At 68.1% G+C, this 21,475-nt stretch carries 19 protein-coding genes; 8 read left to right on the top strand and 11 right to left on the bottom strand.

The genetic code is table 11. The features are described from left to right. Window positions 1-408, bottom strand: coding sequence for a hypothetical protein (locus tag MKP05_RS03370; protein ID WP_240567015.1), 408 nt, complete (start codon window positions 406-408; stop codon window positions 1-3). A gap of 261 nt (window positions 409-669) precedes the next feature. On the opposite strand from MKP05_RS03370, the gene purE reads away from it, so the two are divergent. Together purE and MKP05_RS03360 are read left to right on the top strand one after the other, a co-directional pair. Beyond that, window positions 670-1,176, top strand: a complete 507-nt coding sequence (gene purE / locus MKP05_RS03365) for a 5-(carboxyamino)imidazole ribonucleotide mutase (RefSeq protein WP_240567014.1) — start codon at window positions 670-672, stop codon at window positions 1,174-1,176. A gap of 10 nt (window positions 1,177-1,186) precedes the next feature. Further along, window positions 1,187-2,299, top strand: a complete 1,113-nt coding sequence (locus MKP05_RS03360) for a 5-(carboxyamino)imidazole ribonucleotide synthase (RefSeq protein WP_240567013.1) — start codon at window positions 1,187-1,189, stop codon at window positions 2,297-2,299. 85 nt (window positions 2,300-2,384) lie between these two features. On the opposite strand, the gene MKP05_RS03355 is transcribed toward MKP05_RS03360, so the two are convergent. The 4 genes from MKP05_RS03355 to MKP05_RS03340 all read right to left on the bottom strand — a co-directional run bounded on the left by MKP05_RS03355 (window position 2,385) and on the right by MKP05_RS03340 (window position 7,567). Then, window positions 2,385-4,406 (bottom strand): PhoX family protein, encoded by a 2,022-nt coding sequence (locus tag MKP05_RS03355; RefSeq protein WP_240567012.1) that lies wholly within the window; start codon window positions 4,404-4,406, stop codon window positions 2,385-2,387. A gap of 175 nt (window positions 4,407-4,581) precedes the next feature. After that, a complete protein-coding gene (locus tag MKP05_RS03350) occupies window positions 4,582-5,133 on the bottom strand; it encodes a DUF2231 domain-containing protein (RefSeq protein WP_240567011.1) in 552 nt (183 codons plus the stop codon). After that, on the bottom strand, window positions 5,130-6,569 hold the full coding sequence (locus MKP05_RS03345) for an ethylbenzene dehydrogenase-related protein (protein WP_240567010.1): 1,440 nt from the start codon (window positions 6,567-6,569) through the stop codon (window positions 5,130-5,132). The genes MKP05_RS03350 and MKP05_RS03345 overlap by 4 nt, the downstream gene beginning before the upstream one ends. Window positions 6,570-6,769: 200 nt before the next feature. Beyond that, window positions 6,770-7,567: a TraX family protein gene (locus tag MKP05_RS03340; protein WP_240567009.1), complete on the bottom strand. Its 798-nt coding sequence runs from the start codon at window positions 7,565-7,567 to the stop codon at window positions 6,770-6,772. Between the two features lie 229 nt (window positions 7,568-7,796). Here MKP05_RS03340 and MKP05_RS03335 point away from each other — a divergent pair, with 229 nt between their 5' ends. The 5 genes from MKP05_RS03335 to MKP05_RS03315 all read left to right on the top strand — a co-directional run bounded on the left by MKP05_RS03335 (window position 7,797) and on the right by MKP05_RS03315 (window position 14,152). Beyond that, window positions 7,797-9,179, top strand: coding sequence for a glutamine synthetase family protein (locus MKP05_RS03335; RefSeq protein ID WP_240567008.1), 1,383 nt, complete (start codon window positions 7,797-7,799; stop codon window positions 9,177-9,179). A 202-nt stretch (window positions 9,180-9,381) separates the two neighbouring features. Continuing rightward, the gene (locus MKP05_RS03330) at window positions 9,382-10,767 is read left to right on the top strand and encodes an aldehyde dehydrogenase family protein (RefSeq protein WP_240567007.1); all 1,386 of its coding nucleotides are present in this window, start codon (window positions 9,382-9,384) and stop codon (window positions 10,765-10,767) included. A gap of 259 nt (window positions 10,768-11,026) precedes the next feature. Beyond that, entirely contained in the window at window positions 11,027-12,211 is a 1,185-nt protein-coding gene (locus MKP05_RS03325; RefSeq protein WP_240567006.1) for an iron-containing alcohol dehydrogenase, read from the top strand. Between the two features lie 20 nt (window positions 12,212-12,231). After that, entirely contained in the window at window positions 12,232-12,960 is a 729-nt protein-coding gene (locus MKP05_RS03320; protein WP_240567005.1) for a glutamine amidotransferase-related protein, read from the top strand. After that, on the top strand, window positions 12,950-14,152 hold the full coding sequence (locus MKP05_RS03315) for a cation:proton antiporter (RefSeq protein WP_240567004.1): 1,203 nt from the start codon (window positions 12,950-12,952) through the stop codon (window positions 14,150-14,152). The genes MKP05_RS03320 and MKP05_RS03315 overlap by 11 nt, the downstream gene beginning before the upstream one ends. Window positions 14,153-14,163: 11 nt before the next feature. Here the strand turns inward: MKP05_RS03315 and MKP05_RS03310 are convergent, their stop codons facing one another. Further along, window positions 14,164-16,419, bottom strand: coding sequence for a heavy metal translocating P-type ATPase (locus MKP05_RS03310; protein ID WP_240567003.1), 2,256 nt, complete (start codon window positions 16,417-16,419; stop codon window positions 14,164-14,166). Window positions 16,420-16,492: 73 nt separating this feature from the next. Then, window positions 16,493-17,446, bottom strand: coding sequence for a magnesium/cobalt transporter CorA (corA, locus tag MKP05_RS03305; protein WP_110282427.1), 954 nt, complete (start codon window positions 17,444-17,446; stop codon window positions 16,493-16,495). 163 nt (window positions 17,447-17,609) lie between these two features. On the opposite strand from corA, the gene cadR reads away from it, so the two are divergent. Next, window positions 17,610-18,068, top strand: a complete 459-nt coding sequence (gene cadR, locus MKP05_RS03300; protein WP_110282426.1) for a Cd(II)/Pb(II)-responsive transcriptional regulator — start codon at window positions 17,610-17,612, stop codon at window positions 18,066-18,068. Window positions 18,069-18,149: 81 nt separating this feature from the next. Here the strand turns inward: cadR and MKP05_RS03295 are convergent, their stop codons facing one another. From MKP05_RS03295 to MKP05_RS03280, 4 genes are all read right to left on the bottom strand, one after another. Beyond that, entirely contained in the window at window positions 18,150-18,920 is a 771-nt protein-coding gene (locus MKP05_RS03295) for an ABC transporter substrate-binding protein (RefSeq protein ID WP_240567002.1), read from the bottom strand. 146 nt (window positions 18,921-19,066) lie between these two features. After that, complete coding sequence (locus tag MKP05_RS03290) at window positions 19,067-19,798, bottom strand: ABC transporter permease (protein WP_110282424.1); 732 nt, start codon at window positions 19,796-19,798, stop codon at window positions 19,067-19,069. Then, complete coding sequence (locus MKP05_RS03285) at window positions 19,798-20,502, bottom strand: ABC transporter permease (protein WP_110282423.1); 705 nt, start codon at window positions 20,500-20,502, stop codon at window positions 19,798-19,800. Before MKP05_RS03285 ends, MKP05_RS03290 begins: the two co-directional genes overlap by 1 nt. Before the next feature lie 24 nt (window positions 20,503-20,526). Next, window positions 20,527-21,297 carry an ABC transporter ATP-binding protein gene (locus MKP05_RS03280; protein WP_110282422.1) on the bottom strand — a complete coding sequence of 257 codons (771 nt, stop codon included), beginning with the start codon at window positions 21,295-21,297 and terminating at the stop codon, window positions 20,527-20,529. Window positions 21,298-21,475 lie beyond the last annotated feature (178 nt).

Here is a 21,475-nt window from a genome sequence, read left to right as displayed (position 1 = left end):
TTACTGGTAGTCGTAGCCGTCGTCCTCGGTCGTTTCCGCCTCCTCTGCGGAGGTTTCCGCGTCGTCTGCCATGGGCTCGTCCTCCGCGTCCATGGCGTCGCCCTCTTCGGGCATCTCGTCGGTCTCCGTGGCCTCGGTCTCGACGGCGGTGTCGGAGGCTTCGGTGCCCGCTTCGGTCTCTTCCTCCAGCATGGCCTCCTGGGAGTCCTGGAGGTCCTCGTCCGGCTCGTTCGCGGCCGCTTCGTCGTCGGCCATCACCTCGTCGTCGCCGGCCGTGGTGGCCGGCTCGTCGGCCGCGGTCTCGGTGCTCTGGTCGGTGGTGTCCGTCGCCTCTTCGTCGGCGTTGTCGCAGCCGGCCAGCGCCAGGGTGCCGGCGAGTGCGGCGATCAGGATCATGGAACGCTTCATGGTGTTGTCTCCTTCCCGGGATAAGGCCCGTGAGGTTTCACGAGCGGTGTTTCATTGCCCAAGACTAATGGTTAATCGTCCTGACAAGGCGCAACAAGGGTGCAATCGTTGTCGCCTGTCAACGACAGCAGCAGGCGGCGAGGCTTTCCACGACCCGCGGGAGACGGTATGCTGCGCGGTTTTCGGGCGGCTACGCTTGTGTTGTCGGGCCGTCGTTGCGTGTTCGCGGGGGCCGCGACATCATCATCGAGGGAGTTGTCCATGCAGTCGTCGCACCAGGCGCCACGGGTTGGCGTGATCATGGGATCGAAATCCGACTGGCCGGTCATGGAGCATTCCGTGGCGATGCTCGAGCGTCTCGGGGTCTCCTGCGAGACCCGCGTGGTCTCGGCCCATCGCACTCCGGACCTGCTGTTCGACTACGCCAAGTCGGCGGCCGAGCGCGGCCTGCAGGTGATCATCGCCGGGGCCGGCGGGGCGGCGCACCTGCCGGGCATGGTCGCCGCCCAGACACCGCTGCCGGTGCTCGGCGTGCCGGTAGAGTCCAAGGCGCTGAAGGGCCTCGATTCGCTGCTCTCCATCGTGCAGATGCCCGGCGGCATTGCCGTGGGCACCCTGGCCATCGGCAAGGCCGGGGCCACCAATGCCGGCCTGCTGGCGGCCCAGATCGTCGGCCTGCAGGACGCCACCGTGCGCGCCGCCGTCGAGGCCTTCCGCACCGAGCAGACGCAGACGGTGCTCGACAATCCCGACCCGCGGGCCGAGTGAGGAGACAGGCATGAACATCGGAGTCCTGGGTGCCGGCCAGCTCGGCCGCATGCTGGCCCTGGCGGGCTATCCGCTGGCCAACCGCTTCACCTTCCTCGATACCACCGGTCACCCCAGCGCGGGCATCGGTGACGTCATGGTGTATACGGATCAGCACCATCTCGACGACTTCCTGGCCAAGGTCGACCTGGTCACCTACGAATTCGAGCACCTGCCGGTGGCGCTGGTCCGGGCCATCGAGGAGGTCAAGCCCGTCTTTCCCTCCAGCGAGGCGATCCGCGTGTGCCAGAACCGCGCCGAGGAGAAGGCGCTGTTCGACCGCCTGGGCATCCCGACCCCGGCCTACCGGCTGGTGGAGCACGCCGATGAGCTCGAGGCCGCCGCCCGCGAGCTGGGCTGCCCGGTGGTGGCCAAGTCGGTGACCGAGGGCTACGACGGCAAGGGCCAGGCGGTGATCCGCGACCCGGCCGAGGCCGCCGAGGCCTGGCGCGCAATCAATCACCCCCGGCTGATCGTCGAGGCCTTCGTCGACTTCGTGCGCGAGGTGTCGATCATCGCCGTGCGCTGCCGCGACGGCGAGGTGGTCTTCTATCCCATGGCCGAGAACGTCCACGTCGACGGCATCCTGCGCTACTCCCTGGCGCCGATGCCGGATCTCGACGACAGCGTGCAGCTGGTCGCCGACGACTATATCCGCGCGCTGCTCGACGAGCTCGACTATGTCGGCGTGCTGACCCTGGAGCTGTTCCAGACCCGCGACGGCGGGCTGCTGGCCAACGAGATGGCCCCGCGGGTGCACAACTCCGGCCACTGGAGCATGGACGGGGCGGTGACCAGCCAGTTCGAGAACCACCTGCGCGCCATCCAGGGCCTGCCGCTGGGTGACACCGCGGCGCGGATGCCCACCTGCATGGTCAATGTCATCGGCCGCGAGGGCGATCCCGCTGCCATCCTGGCCATCGAGGACGCGCACCTGCATCGCTACGACAAGGCCGAGCGCCCCGGCCGCAAGCTGGCCCACGTCAACCTGCTGGCCCCGACCCACGAGGCGCTGCTGGAGAAGGCGCGCGCCTGTGCGGCGCTGCTGCCCGAGGCGCCGGCGCCTGTCTTCAGTTTCGAGTAGGCAGGCGCCTGCCGCCCCGCCAGGTTCGAGAAGGCCCCGCACGGCGGGGCCTTCGTCGTATTGCCGGTCAACAGTGGGTTCGCGCTCAGGCGCCGATGATGCCGCCATCCTCGCGGGTGATCACCAGGGTGGCCGAACGGGGAACGGCGCTGCCGCCTTCCGGCCAGTGGCTGGCGAAGTCACCGGCGGCGAAGGCCTCGGCGTCGGTGGTGGCGCCCGGGTGCTGGACATTGACGAACATGGTGCGCTGGTCCGGGGTGGTGATCACGCCGGTGATCTCCTGGCCCACGGGGCCGGTGAGGAAGCGCTTGATCTCGCCGCTCTCCGGGGTGGCGGCCAGCATCTGGTTGTTGCCGAATACCTCGTAGATGCCGTTGTTCATCACCGACTCGCTGATGTCGGTCTGGATCCAGACGCGGCGGTCCGGGTCGATCCACAGGCCGTCCGGGCTGGCGAAGATGGCGTCGTCGCCGAGTGGCTCGCCGGCCGGGTTGCGGCCGTTCTCCCGGTCGCCGCCCAGCATGAAGAGATCCCAGGCGAAGCGTGTGCCGGCGTGGGAGCCGTCTTCCTGCCAGCGGATGATATGACCGAAGCCGTTGTCGGACCGCGGGTTGGCGGCATCCTCCTGGCCCGGCTCGCGGCGGGTGTTGTTGGTCAGGGTGAAGTAGACCCGGCCGGTGACCGGGTCCACGGCGCCCCACTCGGGGCGGTCCATCCTGGTGGCGCCGACATGGTCGGCGGCGCTGCGGGTGTTGACCAGGATGTCGGCCAGATCGGTGAAACCGTTCTCCGGGGTCAGGCCGTTCTCGCCCGGGGCCAGGGCCAGCCACTCGCCGCTGCCGTTATCGTGGAATTTCGCCACATGGAGCGTGCCTTCATCCAGCAGCGAGCCGTCGGCCGTAGCGGCATGGAAGGGCCTGGCCGAGACGAACTTGTAGATGTATTCGAAGCGGGCGTCGTCGCCCGAGTAGCAGACCACCGGCTGGCCCTCCACGGCGGGGGCGAAGATCACCCCTTCGTGGGCGAAGCGCCCGAGGTGGGTGCGCTTGACCGGCGTCGATTGCGGGTCCATGGGGTCGATCTCGACCATGTAGCCGAAGGCGTGGGGCTCGTTGCGGTAGTCGTCCCGGGCCGAGGCGCCGCGGGAGCTGGCATCGAAACGCAGGGTCTCGTCGGCGCCGCCCGCCGCCCGGTGCCACTGGTAACGCCCCGTGTCGCGCGTCTGGATGCCGTAACGCGCCTGGCGGCGATCGATCTCGGGGTCCTCGTTGGCGAAGTAGCCGGCCCAGTTCTCCTCGGCGGCCAGGTAGGTGTTCCAGGGGGTGACGCCGCTGGAGCAGTTGTTGAGGGTGCCGCGGGTCATGCTGCCGTCGGGGCTGAACTTCGTCACCACGTGCCCGGTGCCGGCCACCGGCCCGGCCAGGCGCATCGGCGTGAGGCCGGTGATGCGACGGTTGCGGGCGTCCTCGACCACCTGCCACTGGCCGTCGGCACCCTGGCGCACGCGAACGACGGAGACGCCATGGGCGTTGAGTTCCTTGAGCACCTGGTCGGGGTCGCGGGAACCGTCCTCGTGTTGCGGAAAGCCCTCCGAGTCGAGGGCCAGGCCCTGTGCGGCGCCGTGCAGGTAGCGCGGCTCCACGTACTCGTGGTTGAGCACCAGCAGGCCGTCGCGGGAGCTGCCGTCGAGGGGGAGGAAGTGCATGCCGTCGTGGTGGCTGCCCACCTGCTGGGCCTGGTCCTCGCCGCTGGCGTCCAGCGAGAAGGCCGGCATGTCGCCGTTGATCGGCGTGCCCCAGGGAATGAAGGTCTGTACCCGGTAGCCTTCCGGCACCACCACGCTGTCGGCGGCGCTGACCGGAATCGCCTTGAAGCCGAGACTGGGGGCCGGGGCACCCGTGCCGGCGGCCAGGACGCGGCCGAAGGGCAGGGTGGTGGCCATGGCGCCGGCCACGGCGGCGGCCAGGCTGCCGCGCAGCAGCGTGCGACGGCTCAGGCGGGCGTCGAGAATGTCGCCGAAGTAGGCGTTGCGCGATACGTTGCTGGCGGGTTCGTCGCCGGCGGCGAGAACCGGGTCGGTGGTGCCGATGTACTGGGGCTGTTTCATCTTGCTGCCTCACATGACGTCACGGGAGCTTTATGGTCGGCAGGGGATATTGCATCGGCATGAACGAATAGAGTCGATGTCGTGACGGCCTGGTGTCACGTCGGGAGACGACCGAACGCCGAAGGCCCCGCGTGGGGGGCCTTCGGCGTTCTGCCGGAGCGTGCCGGCGGGGGCGTCAGCGGGCCTGGCGTCGGGTCATGATGCCCAGGGCGGCGCAGGCCAGGCCGATGAGCACCATCACGGCGATGACCCAGAGCGGGCTGTAGAAGGTGGTGTAGACCTCCCAGCCGGTGAGGCGCAGCAGATCGGAGAACCGGGTCGGCGCGCCGGCCAGGTGGCCACCCAGGGTGCCGGTGGTGGCGAACAGCAGTCCGCCGATCAGCGCCAGGATCACCAGCACCCAGCGCCGGCCCCCGTCGAAGGCGGCGTCGCCGGCGCGCCACACCAGCACGGTGAGCATGGTGTAGAGGCCCAGCGACCAGAGCGCCATGAGGACATGGTTGCGTACCATCGGGCTGGCCAGGTTGGCCTCCAGCGGCCAGACCAGGCTGCCGGTGACGATGGCGGCCAGGGCGCCGAGCAGGCTGAGCACCAGCACCGGCAGCAGGGCGGCGCGGCTGAGCTCGGCCATTCGGCCGGGCAGGAAGGCGCCGACCAGGATCAACAGGGTGGCGAGTGCCCAGAACGCCTCCGGGAAATGGACGAGCATATGGTGCATACCGGTCATGAGCGGTCTCCTCGGCGAGTCGGGCGGAAGGCGGGCAGCAGGGCGAGGGTCACGCCGAGCATGGCGATCAGGCCGGCGGCCAGGGTCATCCACCAGCGGCTGGTGATGGCGTCGTTGAACTCCCTCTCCACGCCGTAGAGGGCGAGTTGCTTCTCGCTGTGGCGGGGCCGAACCGGCGTCCCGGCGGCGATGTCCTCGGCCCCGGCGTGGGCGCGGCTGACCAGCAGCGGCCAGTCCACCTGCCCGGGGTAGAACAGGGTCATCTCGAGCCAGTCGTCGGACCAGTCGGGAGCATCGCCGTCGATGCGTTGGGCCTGAATGTCGGCATGGCGGCCGAGCCCCAGTGAGTGGGGATGCGAGACGTAATGCCAGCGACTGCCGGTGGCATTGCGATACACGGCGATGGCGATGTCGTAGACGCCCTGGTCGCGGAAGGCCTTGTCGTCCAGTGGACTGCGGGTATCCATGTCGCGCACCAGGGTCACGTCCCAGTGGCCGTCCTCCCAGCGGGCCTGGCCGTGCACCGCGATGTCGCCGCGGGAGCCGGCGGGATCGCGCAGCAGGCGGCGCGGGATCACGTCGCCGTTCTGCCAGTCGTGATCGGGATCGAAGTCGGTGCGGTTGGCCTCGGACAGGTAGTAGAGGCCGTCGAAGTCGACCTGGCCGGACGTCACGTCCTCCCAGCGCAGGGCGCGCTGGCCGGTCTGCTCGGGGTCGAGCATCCAGAGCGGGCGGTTGTTGTCGGCGTCCCAGTTGGTGGTGTAGGGCCCGCTGCCGGCGTCGCTGTTGCGATACTCGCCGATCCATTGGTCGTCGGAGGCGCCGATGGGGTTGGAGCGTCCGGCGCGCCAGTGCCAGAGGTCGAGGAAGTAGCCGGCCTCGCGCTGGGTCGCCAGGACGTCGGCATCCACCACGCTGCGCCAGTCATGCTGGTCCGTCCGCGTGCCCGGCAGGTACTTGCGCACGTCGCTATGGCCGAGCCGCTCGCCCAGGTGCGGATGGGCGGTGACGTCTGCCGGTGAGGCCGAGTCGCTGAAGAAACGCATCCGGTCGCCGACGGTGACGTAGCCGCCGTAGCGGCCGAAGTCCGGCACGCCACCGTCGTCGACCAGCATGGCCACCCGGTCCTCATAGGTACCGTCGGGATCGGGACCGGCTCGGGAGTTGCCGTGACGGATCCATTCGCCGTCCTCGAAGCGCAACATGTCGTGATAGACGTGGGCGCGTTCGGCGGGCCAGCGGTAGCGGAAGAAGATCTGCTCACCGTTGTAGGCCGCCTGCACCTGCAACGGCATGGTCAGCTCATCGGGGATATGGATATTGCGCTCGTGATCGTTGCCGACCACCCCGGTGCCCTGGGTGATCCAGGCCAGTCCGAGGGCAATCGGCAGGCCGAGGACCAGCCACGGGCCGGCGCCCTTGTCATGACGTGCCATGTGAACTCCTGAATCATGGGGTAAACGGATGTTGCCTGGTGTCAGTGTGGACCACGCACGGATGAGCGACCTGACACAGATCAAGTCAGGCGTGACAAACCACTACCTCGGCGGTGTCAGCCTGCGCGGTGTAGGCCGACGCCGGGGCCGGCACTGGAACGGCTGCTGGGCGAGCGGCAGCAGGAGCCGCCGACCCTGAGTCAGCCGATGGTGCCGCTGAGCCACAGCCATAGCGCGATCAGCGCGAAGTGGCCCGGGTACCAGGTGAGCCATAGCCGTCTCGGCATGGCGTTCGGCACCTCGGGGGTCAGGCGATGGGCGCCGGCGGCCAGCCACAGCACCGCCAGGCAGGTGGCGACGGTGAACGACTTGGCCATGTCGGAACTGTTCATCAGCCCGGCCACCACCAGCACCGGCACCGTGAAGGCCACCGCCGCCAGGCGTTCGGTCAGGGCGTCGCCGGCCTGGTGCAGCCGGTGCAGGGCGAGCATGAGCAGCGGGATCAGCAGCAGGCCGCGGTGACCGTACTCGACCCAGCCGCCGAGCAGCTGCCAGACCGCCAGCGAGACCACGATCGCGAGGACCAGCCAGGGCACCTCCAGGTCGCCGCGGTGGTGGCGGGCGAGCAGGCCGCGCAGCCAGGCGCCCCAGGCCAGCCCCGCGGCCAGGGTGAAGCAGACGTTGAGCAGGAACGCATCCGAGGCTCGCGGCATCATCATGTAGGGCCACTGGGCGACCAGGCCGATCACCAGGATGCGCCGGGCGTAGCGCAGCGGGTTACGGGTGTTGAAGAGGCCGTGCCAGGCGACCATGGCGGCGAACAGCGGGAAGGCGATGCGCCCGATCGAGGAGCCGGCCCAGTCGAGCTCCCAGCTCACCGGCAGCACGTAGCGGGTCAGGTGGTCGATGGTCATGGTGGCCAGCGCCAGCCACTGTCCCCAGCCGGTCCAGGTGGAGGAGGGGCGGGCGGCGGCAGTCGCGGCGGCCTGGGCAGTCATCGAGACCTCCATGTGGTGATGACGGGGTGGCACCATTGGCAATGGTGGCTGTTGACCGGAAAACGGCGGCGGGAGTTCCCCGTCGGCGAGCGGGGGCACGAGGGGGAACCGCCATTGCGGTTTGCGGAGCGTCTCGAAACCGCATCACACTGCAGGTATGCGCCGGGTCCCGGTGGGTGGAGGACAAAGCCTTGTGTTCCAACAACAATGAGAGACTGAGGAACGCGCGATGAGCCGAATGCAAGCGAGAGACGTCAAGACCGCGGAGGATGCCCGACGGATCGTCGAGGAGCGCGGCCTGCGCCACGTCAAGGTGGGCATGTTCGACATCGACGGCGTGATGCTCGGCAAGTACATGCACCGCGACAAGTTCTTCTCGGCCCTGGAGGACGGCTTCGCCTTCTGCGACGTGGTGCTGGGCTGGGACAGCAAGGATGAGCTCTACGACAACGTCACCTTCACCGGCTGGCATACCGGCTATCCCGATGCGCCGCTGAAGGTCATCCCCGGCAGCTGTCGCGAGCTGTCCTGCGAGGGCAACGACATGCTGCTGTTCCTGGCCGAGTTCGACGGCCCGGCCGAAGAGCTCTGCCCGCGTGGGCTGTTGAAGCGCGTACTCGAGCGCGGACGCGGGATGGGCTTCGAGGCCTTCGGGGCGCTGGAGTACGAGTTCTTCCTGTTCCAGGAGACGCCGGAGTCGGTGCGCGAGAAAGGCTTTCGCAACCTCAAGCCGCTGACGCCGGACATGATGGGCTATTCGATGCTGCGCAGCTCGGTGCACAGCGAGCTCTATCATGAGCTGCTGGCGCTGTCGGAAGCCATGGACTTCCCTATCGAGGGCCTGCACACCGAGACCGGCCCCGGCGTTCTCGAGGCGGCCATTGGCGTGGACGGCGCCCTGGCCGCCGGCGACAAGGGCGCGCTGTTCAAGGTCTTCACCAAGGTCTGGGCCCAGCGCCGTGGCCTGATGGCCACCTTCATGGCCAAGTGGTCGCCCGACTACCCGGGCCAGAGCGGGCATATCCACCTGTCGCTACGGGAGATCGACAGTGGCGCCTCGGCGTTCTTCGCTGCCGAGAAGCCCTATCAGATGAGCGATATCCAGCGTCACTTCGTGGCCGGCCAGCAGAAGCTGATGCCGGAATTCCTGGCCATGTTCGCACCGACCATCAACAGCTACACGCGCCTGATTCCCGGTTTCTGGGCGCCCACCGAGGCCACCTGGGGGGTGGAGAACCGTACCACGGCGCTACGCGTGATTCCCGGCAGCGCCAAGTCCCAGCGTGTCGAGTACCGCCTCGGCAGCGCCGATGCCAACCCCTACCTGGCGCTGGCGGCAGCCATCGGTGCCGGGCTCTACGGCATCGAGCAGCGACTCGAGCCCGACGAACCGGTCGAGGGCAATGCCTACGAGCTCGACCATCTTGAGCACCTGGCCCTGCCGCGCACCCTGTGGGAGGCCGCCCAGCGCTTGAAGGCCTCCGAGGCGGCCCGCGCGCTGTTCGGCGATGCGTTCGTGGAGCATTTCGCCGCCACCCGCGAGTGGGAGGAGCGGCAGTTCCGCCGTCATATCACGGATTGGGAGTTGGATCGGTATTTCGAGATTATCTGAGCGACGGGCGACGGGCGACGGGCGACGGGCGACGGGCGGCGCCGGGGATAGGTCGTAGCGGGGGTCTTCTTCCAGGGAAGGAAGAAGTAGCGTCCAGGGAGGGATTCACAGCGCCCCCGCGGAGACCTGTCGCCGGGTCAGCCGCGGTGACTCACCCGTGCGGCCACGATTCTTGGCAGTAACACGAGAGGACCGACAAGGTATGGCCATACAACAGACGATTTCCCCGGTCGACGGCTCGATCTACGTGGAGCGGGAACAGGCCGATGCGGCCCAGGTGGAGGCGACCCTTGAACGGGCGGTGGTGGCTCAGCGGGCCTGGCGTGAGGTGCCGCTCTGCGAGCGTACCCGGCTGTGCTCGGCGATGGTCGATACCTTCGTCGCCCGCCGCAACGAACTGGCCGAGGAACTCACCTGGCAGATGGGCCGGCCGATCGCCGCCGCCGGCGGCGAGATCAAGGGTTTCGAGGAGCGCGCTCGGGGCATGATCGGCCTGGCCGAGTCGGCGCTGGCGCCGATCGAACTTCCCGACAAGCCGGGCTTCACCCGCTATATCACCCGCGAACCGCTGGGCGTGTCCTTCATCGTCGCGCCCTGGAACTTCCCCTTCATGACCGCGGTGAACGCCATCGTGCCGGCGATCATGGCCGGCAATTCGGTGATCCTCAAGCACTCGGCCCAGACGCCGCTGTGCGCCGAGCGCCTCCAGCAGGCCTTCGACGAGGCGGGGCTGCCACCGGGTGTCTTCCAGCACCTGCACCTGTCGCACGAGGCCACCGAGGCGCTGATTCGCGATGCGCGCATCAAGCATGTCTCCTTTACCGGTTCGGTGGGCGGCGGCGCCATGGTCGAACGCAACGCGGCCGGGCGCTTCATCGCCACCGGTCTGGAGCTGGGGGGCAAGGACCCGGCCTATGTCCGCGCCGACGTCGATCTGGACACTGCCATCAAGGGGGTGATGGACGGCGCCTTCTTCAACTCCGGCCAGAGCTGCTGCGGCATCGAGCGGATCTACGTGCAGCGCGAGATCTTCGACGCCTTCGTCGCGCGTGCGGTGGCCTGGGTTCGCCGGCTCAGGCTCGGCAACCCCACCGACGCCGCGACCACCCTGGGCCCGCTGGTCAAGCCGGCGGCGGCGGACTTCGTGCGCGGCCAGGTCGAGGAGGCGGTGGCGGCCGGCGCCCAGGCCTGGATCGATCCCGGCGACTATCCGCTGTCCACGCCGGGCAGCGCCTATCTGGCGCCCCAGGTGCTGACCGGCGTCGACCACTCCATGCGGGTCATGCACGAGGAGAGCTTCGGCCCCGTGGTGGGGATCATGCCGGTGGACTCCGACGACGAGGCCGTGCGTCTGATGAACGACAGCGACTTCGGCCTGACGGCGGCGGTCTTCACCCGCGATATCGCCGCCGGTGAGGCCATCGCCCGGCGCCTCGAGGCCGGCACGGTGTTCACCAACCGCTGCGACTACCTGGACCCCGAACTGGCCTGGACCGGCGTCAAGCAATCCGGCCGTGGCTGTTCGTTGTCGCGGCTCGGCTACGAGACCCTGACGAGGCCGAAATCCTTCCATCTGAAGCATGCTTGAGCCCCTTCGGGGAGCTGTAAGCTGGAAGCCGTAAGCTGCAAGAAAACCCCTTGAGGGCTTGTGTGGCGAATCAAGGCTTGGCTTCGAGCTTCGAGCTTCGAGCTTCGAGCTTCGAGCTTCGAGCTTCGAGCTTCGAGCTTCGAGCTTCGAGCTTCGAGCTTCGAGCTTCGAGCTTCGAGCTTCGAGCTTCGAGCTTCGAGCTGACAGCTCCCGGGACGGGTATGGCTTCGAACTCCGCGACATGCCGATAGAGGATACGATGAGCCAAGACGATATGAGTCGATTCACCACCGGCTGGCACTATCCGGCCCAGATCCTGACCGGTGCCGGACGCATCCGTGAGTTGCCCGGGGCTTGCAAGGCGCTGGGCATGCGCGCGCCGCTGCTGGTCACCGACCCGGGCCTGGCGGGGCTGGCGATGGTGCGCGAGCGGGTCCAGGCCTGCGCGGATGCCGGGCTGGGCATCGCCGTGTTCAGCGAGATCAAGGGCAACCCCACCGGCAAGAATGTCATGGATGGCGTGGCGGCCTTCCGCGAAGGCGGCCACGACGGGGTGATCGCCTTCGGTGGCGGCTCCGGGCTCGACGCCGCCAAGGCCGTGGCGCTGATGGCGCGCCAGCGCGAGGAGCTGTCGCTGTGGGCGCTGGAGGATGTCGGCGACAACTGGAAGCACGCCGATGGCGAGGCCATCGTCCCCATCGTCGCCGTGCCCACCACCGCGGGCACCGGCTCCGAGGTCGGGCGTGCCTCGGTGATCACCGACGAGGTCGCGCACGTCAAGCGCATCATCTTCCACCCGGGCATGGTGCCGGCCACGGTGATCCTCGACCCCGAACTGACCCTCGGCCTGCCGCCGGCGATCACCGCCGCCACCGGCATGGATGCGCTGTCGCACTGCCTGGAGGCCTGGTGTTCGCCGCTCTATCACCCCATGGCCGAGGGCATCGCCGTGGAAGGCATGCGCCGGATCCGCGACTTCCTGCCGCGCGCCTTCAGGGACGGCGGCGATCTCGAGGCGCGGATGAACATGCTGGTGGCCTCGATGATGGGGGCCACCGCCTTCCAGCGCGGGCTCGGGGCCATGCATGCCCTGGCCCATCCGCTGGGGGCCCTGCATGACGCCCACCACGGCACCCTGAATGCCATCCTGATGCCCTATGTACTGCGCGCCAACGAGCGCGCCATCGGCGAACCCATGGTGCGGCTGGCGCGTTACCTCGACCTGCGTCAGCCCGGCACGGCGACGGTGATCGACTGGGTGCTGGAGCTGCGCGAGCGGCTGGGAATCCCGCATACCCTGGCCGAGCTCGACATCGACACCCGCCAGGCCGACAAGGTCGGGCAGATGGCGGTGGCGGATCCCTCCTCCGGTACCAATCCCGTCGCCTTCGAGGCCGGTGAGTATCGCGAGATCTTCGTCAAGGCTGTCGAAGGACGCCTCTAAGCCGCCAAGGAGATTCATCGATGCATATCGGACTTCTGCAATGCGACGACGTGGCGCCGGAGCTGCGCGAGGCGCATGGCAACTACCCCGAGATGTTCCAGCACCTGTTCACATCGGTGGATCCGACCCTGACGTTCCGCGTCTGGCGCTGCCTCGACGGCGAGATCCCCGACGACGTGAACGCCGTCGACGCCTGGCTGACCACCGGATCGAAGTTCGGTGTCAACGACGGCCTGGCCTGGGTCGACGCGCTGTGCGGCTTCGTGCGCGAGCTGTGGCATTCCGGCAAGCCGCTGGTGGGCATCTGCTTCGGCCACCAGCTGATCGCCAGGGCGCTGGGCGGGGAGGTGGTCAAGAGCCCCCGCGGCTGGGGGGTGGGGGTGTCGTTCAACCGGGTCACCGAGCGTGCCGGCTGGATGGAGCCGTGGCAGGAGGGGCTCGACCTGGTGGTCAGCCATCAGGACCAGGTGGAAGAACTGCCGCCACAGACCCGCGTGCTGGCGGAAAGCGACTTCTGTCCCGTCTATCTGATGCAGGTCGGCGAACACTTCCTCGGCGTGCAGGGCCACCCGGAATTCGCCAAACCCTACTCCCGGGACCTGATGCAGCTGCGCCGCGAGCTGGTGGGCGCCCATCGGGTGCGCGAGGGCCAGGCCTCGCTCAATGCCCCGGTGGACGATACCCTGATGGTGCGCTGGATCCTGAACTTCATGAAGCGGGCCATGGAGGGTGGCGGAGATGACGGCTGACACATCCTGGGAGTGGCCCATGGCCGAGCCCGGTACCGCGACGGCCAACCTGATCCTCCTGGGACTCATCCTCAGCCTGAGCATCTTTGCCGATGCGGTGGCCAGTCGTACCCGCCTGCCGCGCATCTCGTTGCTGGTGCTGGTGGGTGTCGGGGTGGCGGCCGCCCAGCAGTGGGGCCTGGGCCAGACCGGGGCCCGACCGCTGGATGGCCTGAGCGAGCCGCTGATCCAGGTGGCGCTGGTGATGGTGGCCTTCCTGCTGGGGGGCGAGCTGACCCTGGAGCGGCTGCGCAGCACCGGCCCCTTGATCGTAATCGTCTCGCTGGCGGTGATCGTGATGGGGGTGCTGTTCGTGGGTGCCGGCCTGCTGCTGCTCGGTTTCCCGCTGGCGGTGGCGGTGAGTCTGGCCGCCATCTCGGTGGCCACCGACCCGGCGGCGGTCAGCGAGACGGTGCACGAGAGTGGCGATACCCGCTTGCGCGCCCGCCTGCTGATGGGCATCGTGGCTATCGACGATGCCTGGGGGATTCTCGTCTTCGGGCTGGCCATGGCGCTGCTCGGCTGGCTGCTCTCCGGTAACGGCGGCCTGGCGCTGGCACAGGCCGGCTGGGAACTGGGCGGCGCGCTGGTGCTCGGCGCCGCCGTGGGGCTACCGGCGGCCTGGCTGACGGGGCGGCTGAGACCCGGCGAGCCGACCCAGGTCGAGGCGATCGCACTGATCCTGTTGCTGGCCGGGCTCGCCACCTGGCTCGAGGTCTCGGCCCTGCTCGCGGCGATGATCGCCGGTGCCCTGGTGGCCAACCTCTCCTCCCACCATACGCGCTCGTTCAACGAGATCGAGCACATCGAGTGGCCCTTCCTGGTGTTCTTCTTCGTGCTCTCCGGGGCCAGCATCGACCTGCGCCACCTGGGCGACGCCCTCTGGCTCACCCTGGCCTATATCGCGCTGCGCCTGGCGGGGCGCTACCTGGGCGGCGTGCTGGGAGGCCACCTGGCGCGGCAACGCGGTACCCGCTTGCCCCACGATATCGGCCTGGCGCTGACGCCCCAGGCCGGCATCGCCATGGGCATGGCGCTGCTGGCGGTGGAGCGTTATCCCGAGCAGGGGGCGCTGCTGCTCGCGGCGGTGGTGGCCTCCACCGTGGTCTTCGAGACGCTGGGGCCTTTGCTGGTGCGTCGCGTACTGCGCTGACCCCCGCGTCGTCATGGCCGGGCGGGCTGCGGCGCCGCTTGGCCGGTGCCGGTCGCCGCCGCACCACGGTGCCGGGCCTCGCCGGCCGTGAGCAGGCGCAGGCCGTTGGCCACCACGATCAGGCTGGCCCCCATATCGGCGAATATCGCCATCCACAGGGTGGCGTGGCCGCTGAAGGCCAGGGCCAGGAATACCACCTTGATGCCGATGGCGAAAACGATGTTCTGCATCAGCACGGCGCGTGTAGCCCTCGAGAGTCGCACGAAGGCCGGCAGCTTGCGCGGGTCGTCGTCCATCAGCGCCACGTCGGCGGTCTCGATGGCGGTGTCGCTGCCGGCGGCGCCCATGGCGAAGCCGATATCGGCGCGGGCCAGCGCCGGTGCATCGTTGATGCCGTCCCCGACCATGCCGACGACGCCGTGTCGGGCCTGTTCCTCGATGGCCGTCAGCTTGTCCTCCGGCAGCAGCTGTCCCCGCGCCTCATCGATGCCGGCCTCGGCGGCGATGGCGGCGACGCTGGCCGGGTTGTCGCCGCTGAGCATCAGCGTCGTCACGCCCTGTGCATGCAGGTCGGCGATGGCCTCGCGGCTCTCGGGCCTGAGCGGGTCGCTCACCGCGAACAGCGCCAGCGGCCGGTCCCCTTCACCGAGGATCACCAGCGTCTCGCCGCGGGCCTCGTGGGCGCCGAGTCGTGCCTCCAGGGCCTCGTCCGGGCGGGCGAAGCCTTCCAGCAGGCGGCGGTTGCCGAGCCAGACCGGGCGCCCCTCGACCATGGCGGTGACGCCGCGGCCGGGCTGCTCGTTGAGGGCCTCGACCTCGAGTGCCGCGATGCCCTCCTCCCGGGCGGCCAGGGCCAGGGCCCGGGAGACCGGATGGCCCGAGCGTTCGGCGAGTCCCGCGGCCAGTGCCCTCAGCCGGCGGCGTTCGTCATCGCCGGCGGCCTCGTCCAGCGGTTGCCAGTGGCACTGGGTGGGCGCGCCGCGGGTCAGGGTGCCGGTCTTGTCGAAGGCCAGGGTGCGCAGGCGACGCCCCTGCTCGAGGAAGGTCCCCCCCTTGATCAGGATCCCGGCCCGGGCCGCCGCGGAGAGGCCACTGACGATGGTCACCGGGGTGGAGATCACCAGGGCACAGGGACAGGCGATCACCAGCAGCACCAGGGCGCGGTAGATGCCTTCCAGCCAGGCGACGCCGAGCAGCCAGGGGGCCAGCAGGGCGGTGAGCCCGGCGAGGACGAGCACCACCGGAGTGTAGACGGCGGCGAAGCGGTCGATGAAACGCTGGGTGGGGGCGCGGCTGGCCTGGGCCTGCTCGACGGCGTGGATGATCCGCGCCAGGGTGGTGTCGGCGGCGGCCCGGGTGCTGCGGTAGGTGAACTCGCCGTCACGGTTGACGGTGCCGGCGAAGACGGTGTCGCCCGGTGCCTTGTCCACCGGCAGGCTCTCGCCGGTGATGGGCGACTCGTCCAGTGCCGGGTGGCCGGCCTCGATCTCGCCATCCAGGGCGATGCGCTCGCCGGGGCGCACCCGGACCCGGCTGCCGGGCGCGACCGCCTCGGCGGGTTGCAGCGCGAAACGGCCATCGGCCTGCTCGACCGTGGCCTGCTCCGGGGCCAGCGAGAGCAGCTCACGGATGGCGTGGCGGGCGCGGCCCAGGGAGCGCGCCTCGATACGTTCGGCCAGGGTGAAGAGCACGATCACCATGGCCGCCTCGGCCCAGTGGCCGATCAGCAGCGCTCCGGCCACCGCCACGCTCATCAGCGCATTGATGTTCAGGGTGCGGTGGCGCAGGGCGATGAAGCCCTTCTTCCAGGTCGGCAGCCCCACCATGGCGATGGCCACCAGCGCCAGCAGGGCGGGCAACCAGGGGGTGGCCAGCGCCAACCACTCGCTCACCTCGGCCGCCAGCGCCACCAGGGCGGCGATGCCCAGCTTCCACCAGTTCTCGCCCCTGCTGGCGGCCTCGGTCCGACGGCTTGGGTCGAGGGCTTCCGGTGTCATGCCGGTGGACGCGATGCGCCGGTGAATCGCGTCCTCGTCGATGTCGCGGTGGTGAACGGTCAGTACACGGCCGATCAGGTCGAACTCCAGCGTCTCGACGCCCGGCATGCCCTCGAGGGCACGGCGCAGCAGCGTCTCCTCGGTGGGGCAGTCCATGGCCTCGATATGCAGGCGCAGGGGGCGTGTTCCCTGAGGCGGCGCCTCACGGGAGGCCGGTGGGGGTGGCGCGTGACCGGTGCAGCAGCTGTCGCAGGTAGACTTCGTGGTCATGTCGGGCTCCTTGCCATCGTCTATGCTGATGACACACCCTGTAGCCACTACAGGGTCAAGCGGCAACGCTGTGCTATAGCCAGTTCTTGTGCTTGAAGTACAGGTACGGCGAGATGCCGGCAATGGCCATCAGGCCGAGGGCGAAGGGATAGCCGACGGGCCAGGACAGCTCGGGCATGACGTCGAAGTTCATGCCGTAGATGCTGGCGATCATCGTGGGCGGCAGGAAGACCACGGCGGCGATCGAGAAGGTCTTGATGATCTGGTTCTGCTGGATGTTGATGAAGCCCTGGGTGGAATCCATCAGGAAGTTGATCTTGTCGAACAGGAAGGCGGTGTGGGTCATCAGCGTATCGACGTCGCGCTTGACCTCGCGGGCCGTTTCCTGGAGCTCGGCATGGACGCGCAGGTGGCGGATCAGGAAGGACATCGAGCGCTGGGTGTCCATGAGGCACAGACGGATCTTGCCATTGCTGTCCTCGAGCTTGGCCAGTTGGTCGATGGCATCCTCGAGGTCTGAGTCGTCCTCCTCCAGCACCAGGTGGCTGACGTCCTCGAGCTTGCGGTGAACGTCCTCCAGGGTATCGGCGAGGTTTTCCACCTTCTGCTCGAAGATCGTCAGCATCAAGCTCTGCGCCGAGTCGGCTTCCACCTGGCCACTGCGGGCACGCAAGCGCAGCAGGCGGAAGTCGGCGATCTCGGTGTCCCGGAAGGTGATCAGCCGTTCGGGCTGCAGGATGAAGGCGACGGTGGTGTTGCCGTGGCGTCCCTCGCTCTGCGACAGGAACAGCGAGTGCACGTGAATGCCGTCGGCGTCGACGAAATAGCGCGCCGATGACTCGATCTCCTCGACGTCGTCGGTGGCCGGCAGTTCATCGGCCAGGAAGGCATTGAGCCGCTCGCGCTCGTCCTCGTCGGGTTCGTGAGCATCGATCCAGGTCGCCTGGGCCAGGCGCTCGGACAGTGGCCGGGTGTCCTCGGAGACTTCCTGGATGGTCTGGCGATTGAGCTGGAAGGTGCGAATCATCGTCGTCCCTGGAGCGTCTGGTTGGATTTGCCCAGATTAGGCGTTTACGACCATCAGGCCAATCACGATGGTCGAGCCGTCCTCGCGTAACGTCTGGTGGTTCACCGTTGCGGGGCACATACCCTATAGTGACTATAAGGTAGGGTGACCGGAGGCGCGAGGCATGAAGATCGGCGAGCTGGCCCGGCGCACGGGGTGCGCCGTAGAGACCATTCGCTTCTACGAGCGTGAGGAGCTGCTGCCCGAGCCGGCGCGCAGCCAGGCCAACTACCGGCTCTACGCCGAGGCGCATGCACAGCGGTTGCGTTTCATCCGCCATTGTCGCGCGCTGGACATGACGCTGGACGAGATCCGCACCCTGCTGGACTACCACGATCACCCGCGCCAGCCCTGCGATGCCGTCAACGGCCTGATCGATGACCACCTGGCGCACGTGGAGGCGCGCCTGTCGCAGCTCCAGGCGTTGCGCGAGGCACTGGTCAATCTGCGTTCGCGCTGCAGGGGCAAGGCCGACTCCGGCCACTGCGGCATCCTGCAGGAACTGTCCCAGCCGTTGCCCGCCGAGGAGTCGACCGGGCTGGTCGACAGCAGCCATGTGCCGGGCCCGCATCGCGGCGGCTGATCGGTGGCGCCATGCCCGGCAAGCCTCCTCCCCCGGCCGGGCCGGGAGAGGAGGTCGGGCGGGGATCATTCCTTGCCGTGCTTATTCTTTACCGAAATAGCGCTCGTGGATCTCGTCGTAGGTGCCGTTTTCACGCAGGGTGGCGAGTGCCTCGTTGAAGGTCTCGGCCAGTTCCTGGTCACGCTGGCGGAAGGCGATGCCGAAGCCCTCCCCGAAGTACTCCTGGGGCTCGGTGATCATCTCGCCGACCAGCTTGTAATCGCCGGCCTCGCTGTCCAGCAGGGTGGACTTGCCGATCGGGAAGTCGAGGAAGACGGCGTCGAGACGGCCGGAGTCCATGTCCAGCACCATGTCGTCGGCGGTGGCGTAGCGATTGACCTCGGCCACGTCGCCATAGAGGTCGGTCACGTAGTTGTCCTGCAGGGTGCCGCGCTGCACGCCTAGGGTCAGCCCTTCCAGGCTCTCCTCGGAGGGGGTGCCGATCTCCACGTCGGCGGGGGCGAACCAGGCGGATGGCGGGGTGATGTAGGGGTCGGAGAACAGCACCTGCTCGCGGCGCTGCTCGTTGATGGTCATCGACGACATGATGGCGTCGTACTTGCGCGCCATCAGGCCGGGAATGATCCCGTCCCAGCCCTGCACGACCCACTCGCATTCGATGCCGATCTCGGCGCACAGGGCATTGCCCAGGTCGATGTCGAACCCGGTCAACTCGCCATCGGGCGTGCGGTATTCCATGGGTTCGTAGGGCACGTCGACGCCGATGCGGATATCGCGGACCTCGGCACTGGCACTGCCGGCGATCATGGCGGCGCCGAGCACGCCGAGGCTCAGGATAGTCTGGAGCTTCATGGGTGATTTCCCCTGTTATTGGTAGTGTCGCTTCGTGAGCGATGACCCGCCCAAGATAACGGATGCCTGGGCACGTCGGAAGAGGGAACCGGCCGGATTCGAACGCTGGTTCCCAACGGTTGTTTGACGCTCCTTGTCGTCGACTGTCAGCCGCTGGCCGGCTTGAGGTGAGCCAGCAGGCGACGTTCCAGGTAGCGGAACAGGTAGAGGATGGCGAAGGTGAGGCAGAGATAGATCGCCGCGACGAACAGGAAGGCCTCGAAGGGGGCATAGAAGCGTGCATAGACGAAGCGAGCCGCCCCGGTGAGGTCCATGATGGTCACCACGCTGGCGATGGCGCTGGCGTGGAGCATGAAGATCACCTCGTTGCCGTAGGCCGGCAGGGCGCGGCGGAAGGCGCTGGGCAGCACGATGCGCCGCAGCATCAACGCCCGGGACATGCCGTAGGCGCGCGCCGCCTCGATCTCGCCCCTGGGGGTGGCCTTGATGGCGCCATGGAAGATCTCGGTGGTATAGGCCGCGGTGTTCAGGGTGAAGGCGATCAGGGCCGGCACGAAGGGCTTCTCGAGGATCACCCACAGCCAGGACTCCTGGATGCCCTCGACGAAGACCACGCCATAGTAGATCAGGTAGAGCTGGACCAGCAGCGGTGTGCCGCGGAACACATAGGTGTAGAGGAAGATGGGCATCTTCACCCAGCGCCTCCGCGAGCCACGGCCGATGGCCAGCGGCACCGCCGCCACCAGGCCGATGATCAGTGACAGGAACACCAGTTGCACCGTGGTGACCAGGCCCTCGCCGTAGTAGGAGAGGGTCTGCAGGGTGAAGATGCTGTTGTCGGCGAGCTGGGCTTCCAGCTGGGCAAGTAGTGCCTCCATCAGTCCGCCTCCCCGTAGCCGACGTTGTAGCGCTTCTGCAGGCGCGCGAAGCCCCATTCCGAGACGCTGGCGATCAGCAGGTAGATGGCGGCCACGATGATCATGAAGGTGAAGGGCTCGCGGGTGGCCTTGGACGCCTCGGCCGCGACGCGAACCATGTCGGAGAGCCCGATCACCGAGACCAGTGCGGTGGTCTTGAGCAACACCATCCAGTTGTTGGAGAGCCCGGGCAGGGCGTGGCGCATCATCTGCGGGAAGCGGATGCGCCGGAACACCAGCCAGTGGCTCATGCCGTAGGCCCGGCCGGCCTCGATCTGGCCGCTTTCCACCGCCATGAAGGCACCGCGGAAGGTCTCGCCCATGTAGGCCCCGAAGATCAGGCCGATGGTGATCACCCCGGCGACGAACTCGTTGACGTTGATGAAGGTGTCGATGCCGAACCGGTCATAGAGCCAGTCGGTGACCATGTTGATGCCGATCTGGCCACCGAAGAACATCAGCATCATCAGTACCAGGTCGGGCACGCCGCGGATGACGGTGGTGTAGAGGGTACCGGTGCGGTGCAGCAACCAGTTGCGCGACATCTTGGCGCTGGCGGTCGCGAGCCCCAGCACGATGGCCAGGATCAGCGACAGCACCGCCAGTTCGATGGTGATCAGCGCCCCTTCCAGCAGGCGCGGGCCGTAGCCATGGAGGTCGATCATGGAGTTCTCCTCATCCGGGCCGCCTCAGTGCTTGGGCGCCAGGAACTGCCTGAGACGCTCGGAGCGTGGGTTGCCCAGCACCTCGCCGGGAGGGCCGGCCTCTTCCACCCGGCCCTGATGCAGATAGATCACCTGGGAGGAAACATCGCGGGCGAAGGCCATCTCGTGGGTGACCACGATCATGGTGCGCCCCTCCTCGGCCAGGTCGCGCATGACCTTGAGCACGTCGCCGACCAGTTCCGGGTCGAGCGCCGAGGTGGGCTCATCGAACAGCATCACCTCCGGGTCCATGGCCAGCGCCCGGGCGATGGCGCCACGCTGCTGCTGGCCGCCGGACATCTGGGCGGGGTAGGCGTCGGCGCGTGCGCTCAGGCCGACGCGCTCGAGCAGCGCCCGGGCCTGCTCGACGGCCTCCTTCTTCGGCTTGCCGAGCACATGGACCGGGGCCTCGATGACGTTCTCGAGCAGGGTCATGTGGGCCCAGAGGTTGAAGCTCTGGAATACCATGGAGAGCTTGGCCCGCATGCGTACCACCTGCTTCCAGTCGGCGGGCTCGCGCCCATGCCGCGTCTGCTTGAAGTGGATCTTCTCGCCGTGGACGATCAGGTCGCCCTCGTCGGGCTGCTCGAGCAGGTTCATGCAGCGCAGGAAGGTGCTCTTGCCGGAACCCGAGGCTCCGATCAGGGTGATGACGTCCCCCTTGTGGGCCTTGAGCGACAGGCCCTTGAGGACTTCGGTGTCGCCGAAGCGCTTCTTGATGTCGTGCACTTCCAGCGGAATCGGGGTATCGGCCATGGAACGGGCTCCAGGTCAGGTAAGGTCGCCACGGGCGACGCGCCGCCAGGGGTGAGTGGCGCGAAAAGGGAGCGATTCTAACAGTCCGTCGGGCTTTCGGCAGCGGAGCGCTGAGGAACAGGTGTTCGACTTTGGTATGACTTTTGATGGATCATCATCATGATGTTGTCTCCGGTTT

Origin of the sequence: Halomonas flagellata, assembly GCF_022487945.1 — a bacterium.
Lineage (GTDB): Bacteria > Pseudomonadota > Gammaproteobacteria > Pseudomonadales > Halomonadaceae > Halomonas > Halomonas flagellata.
The sequence above is the reverse complement of the archived record's forward strand: the minus strand, read 5'-3'. Positions and strand labels throughout refer to the sequence as shown.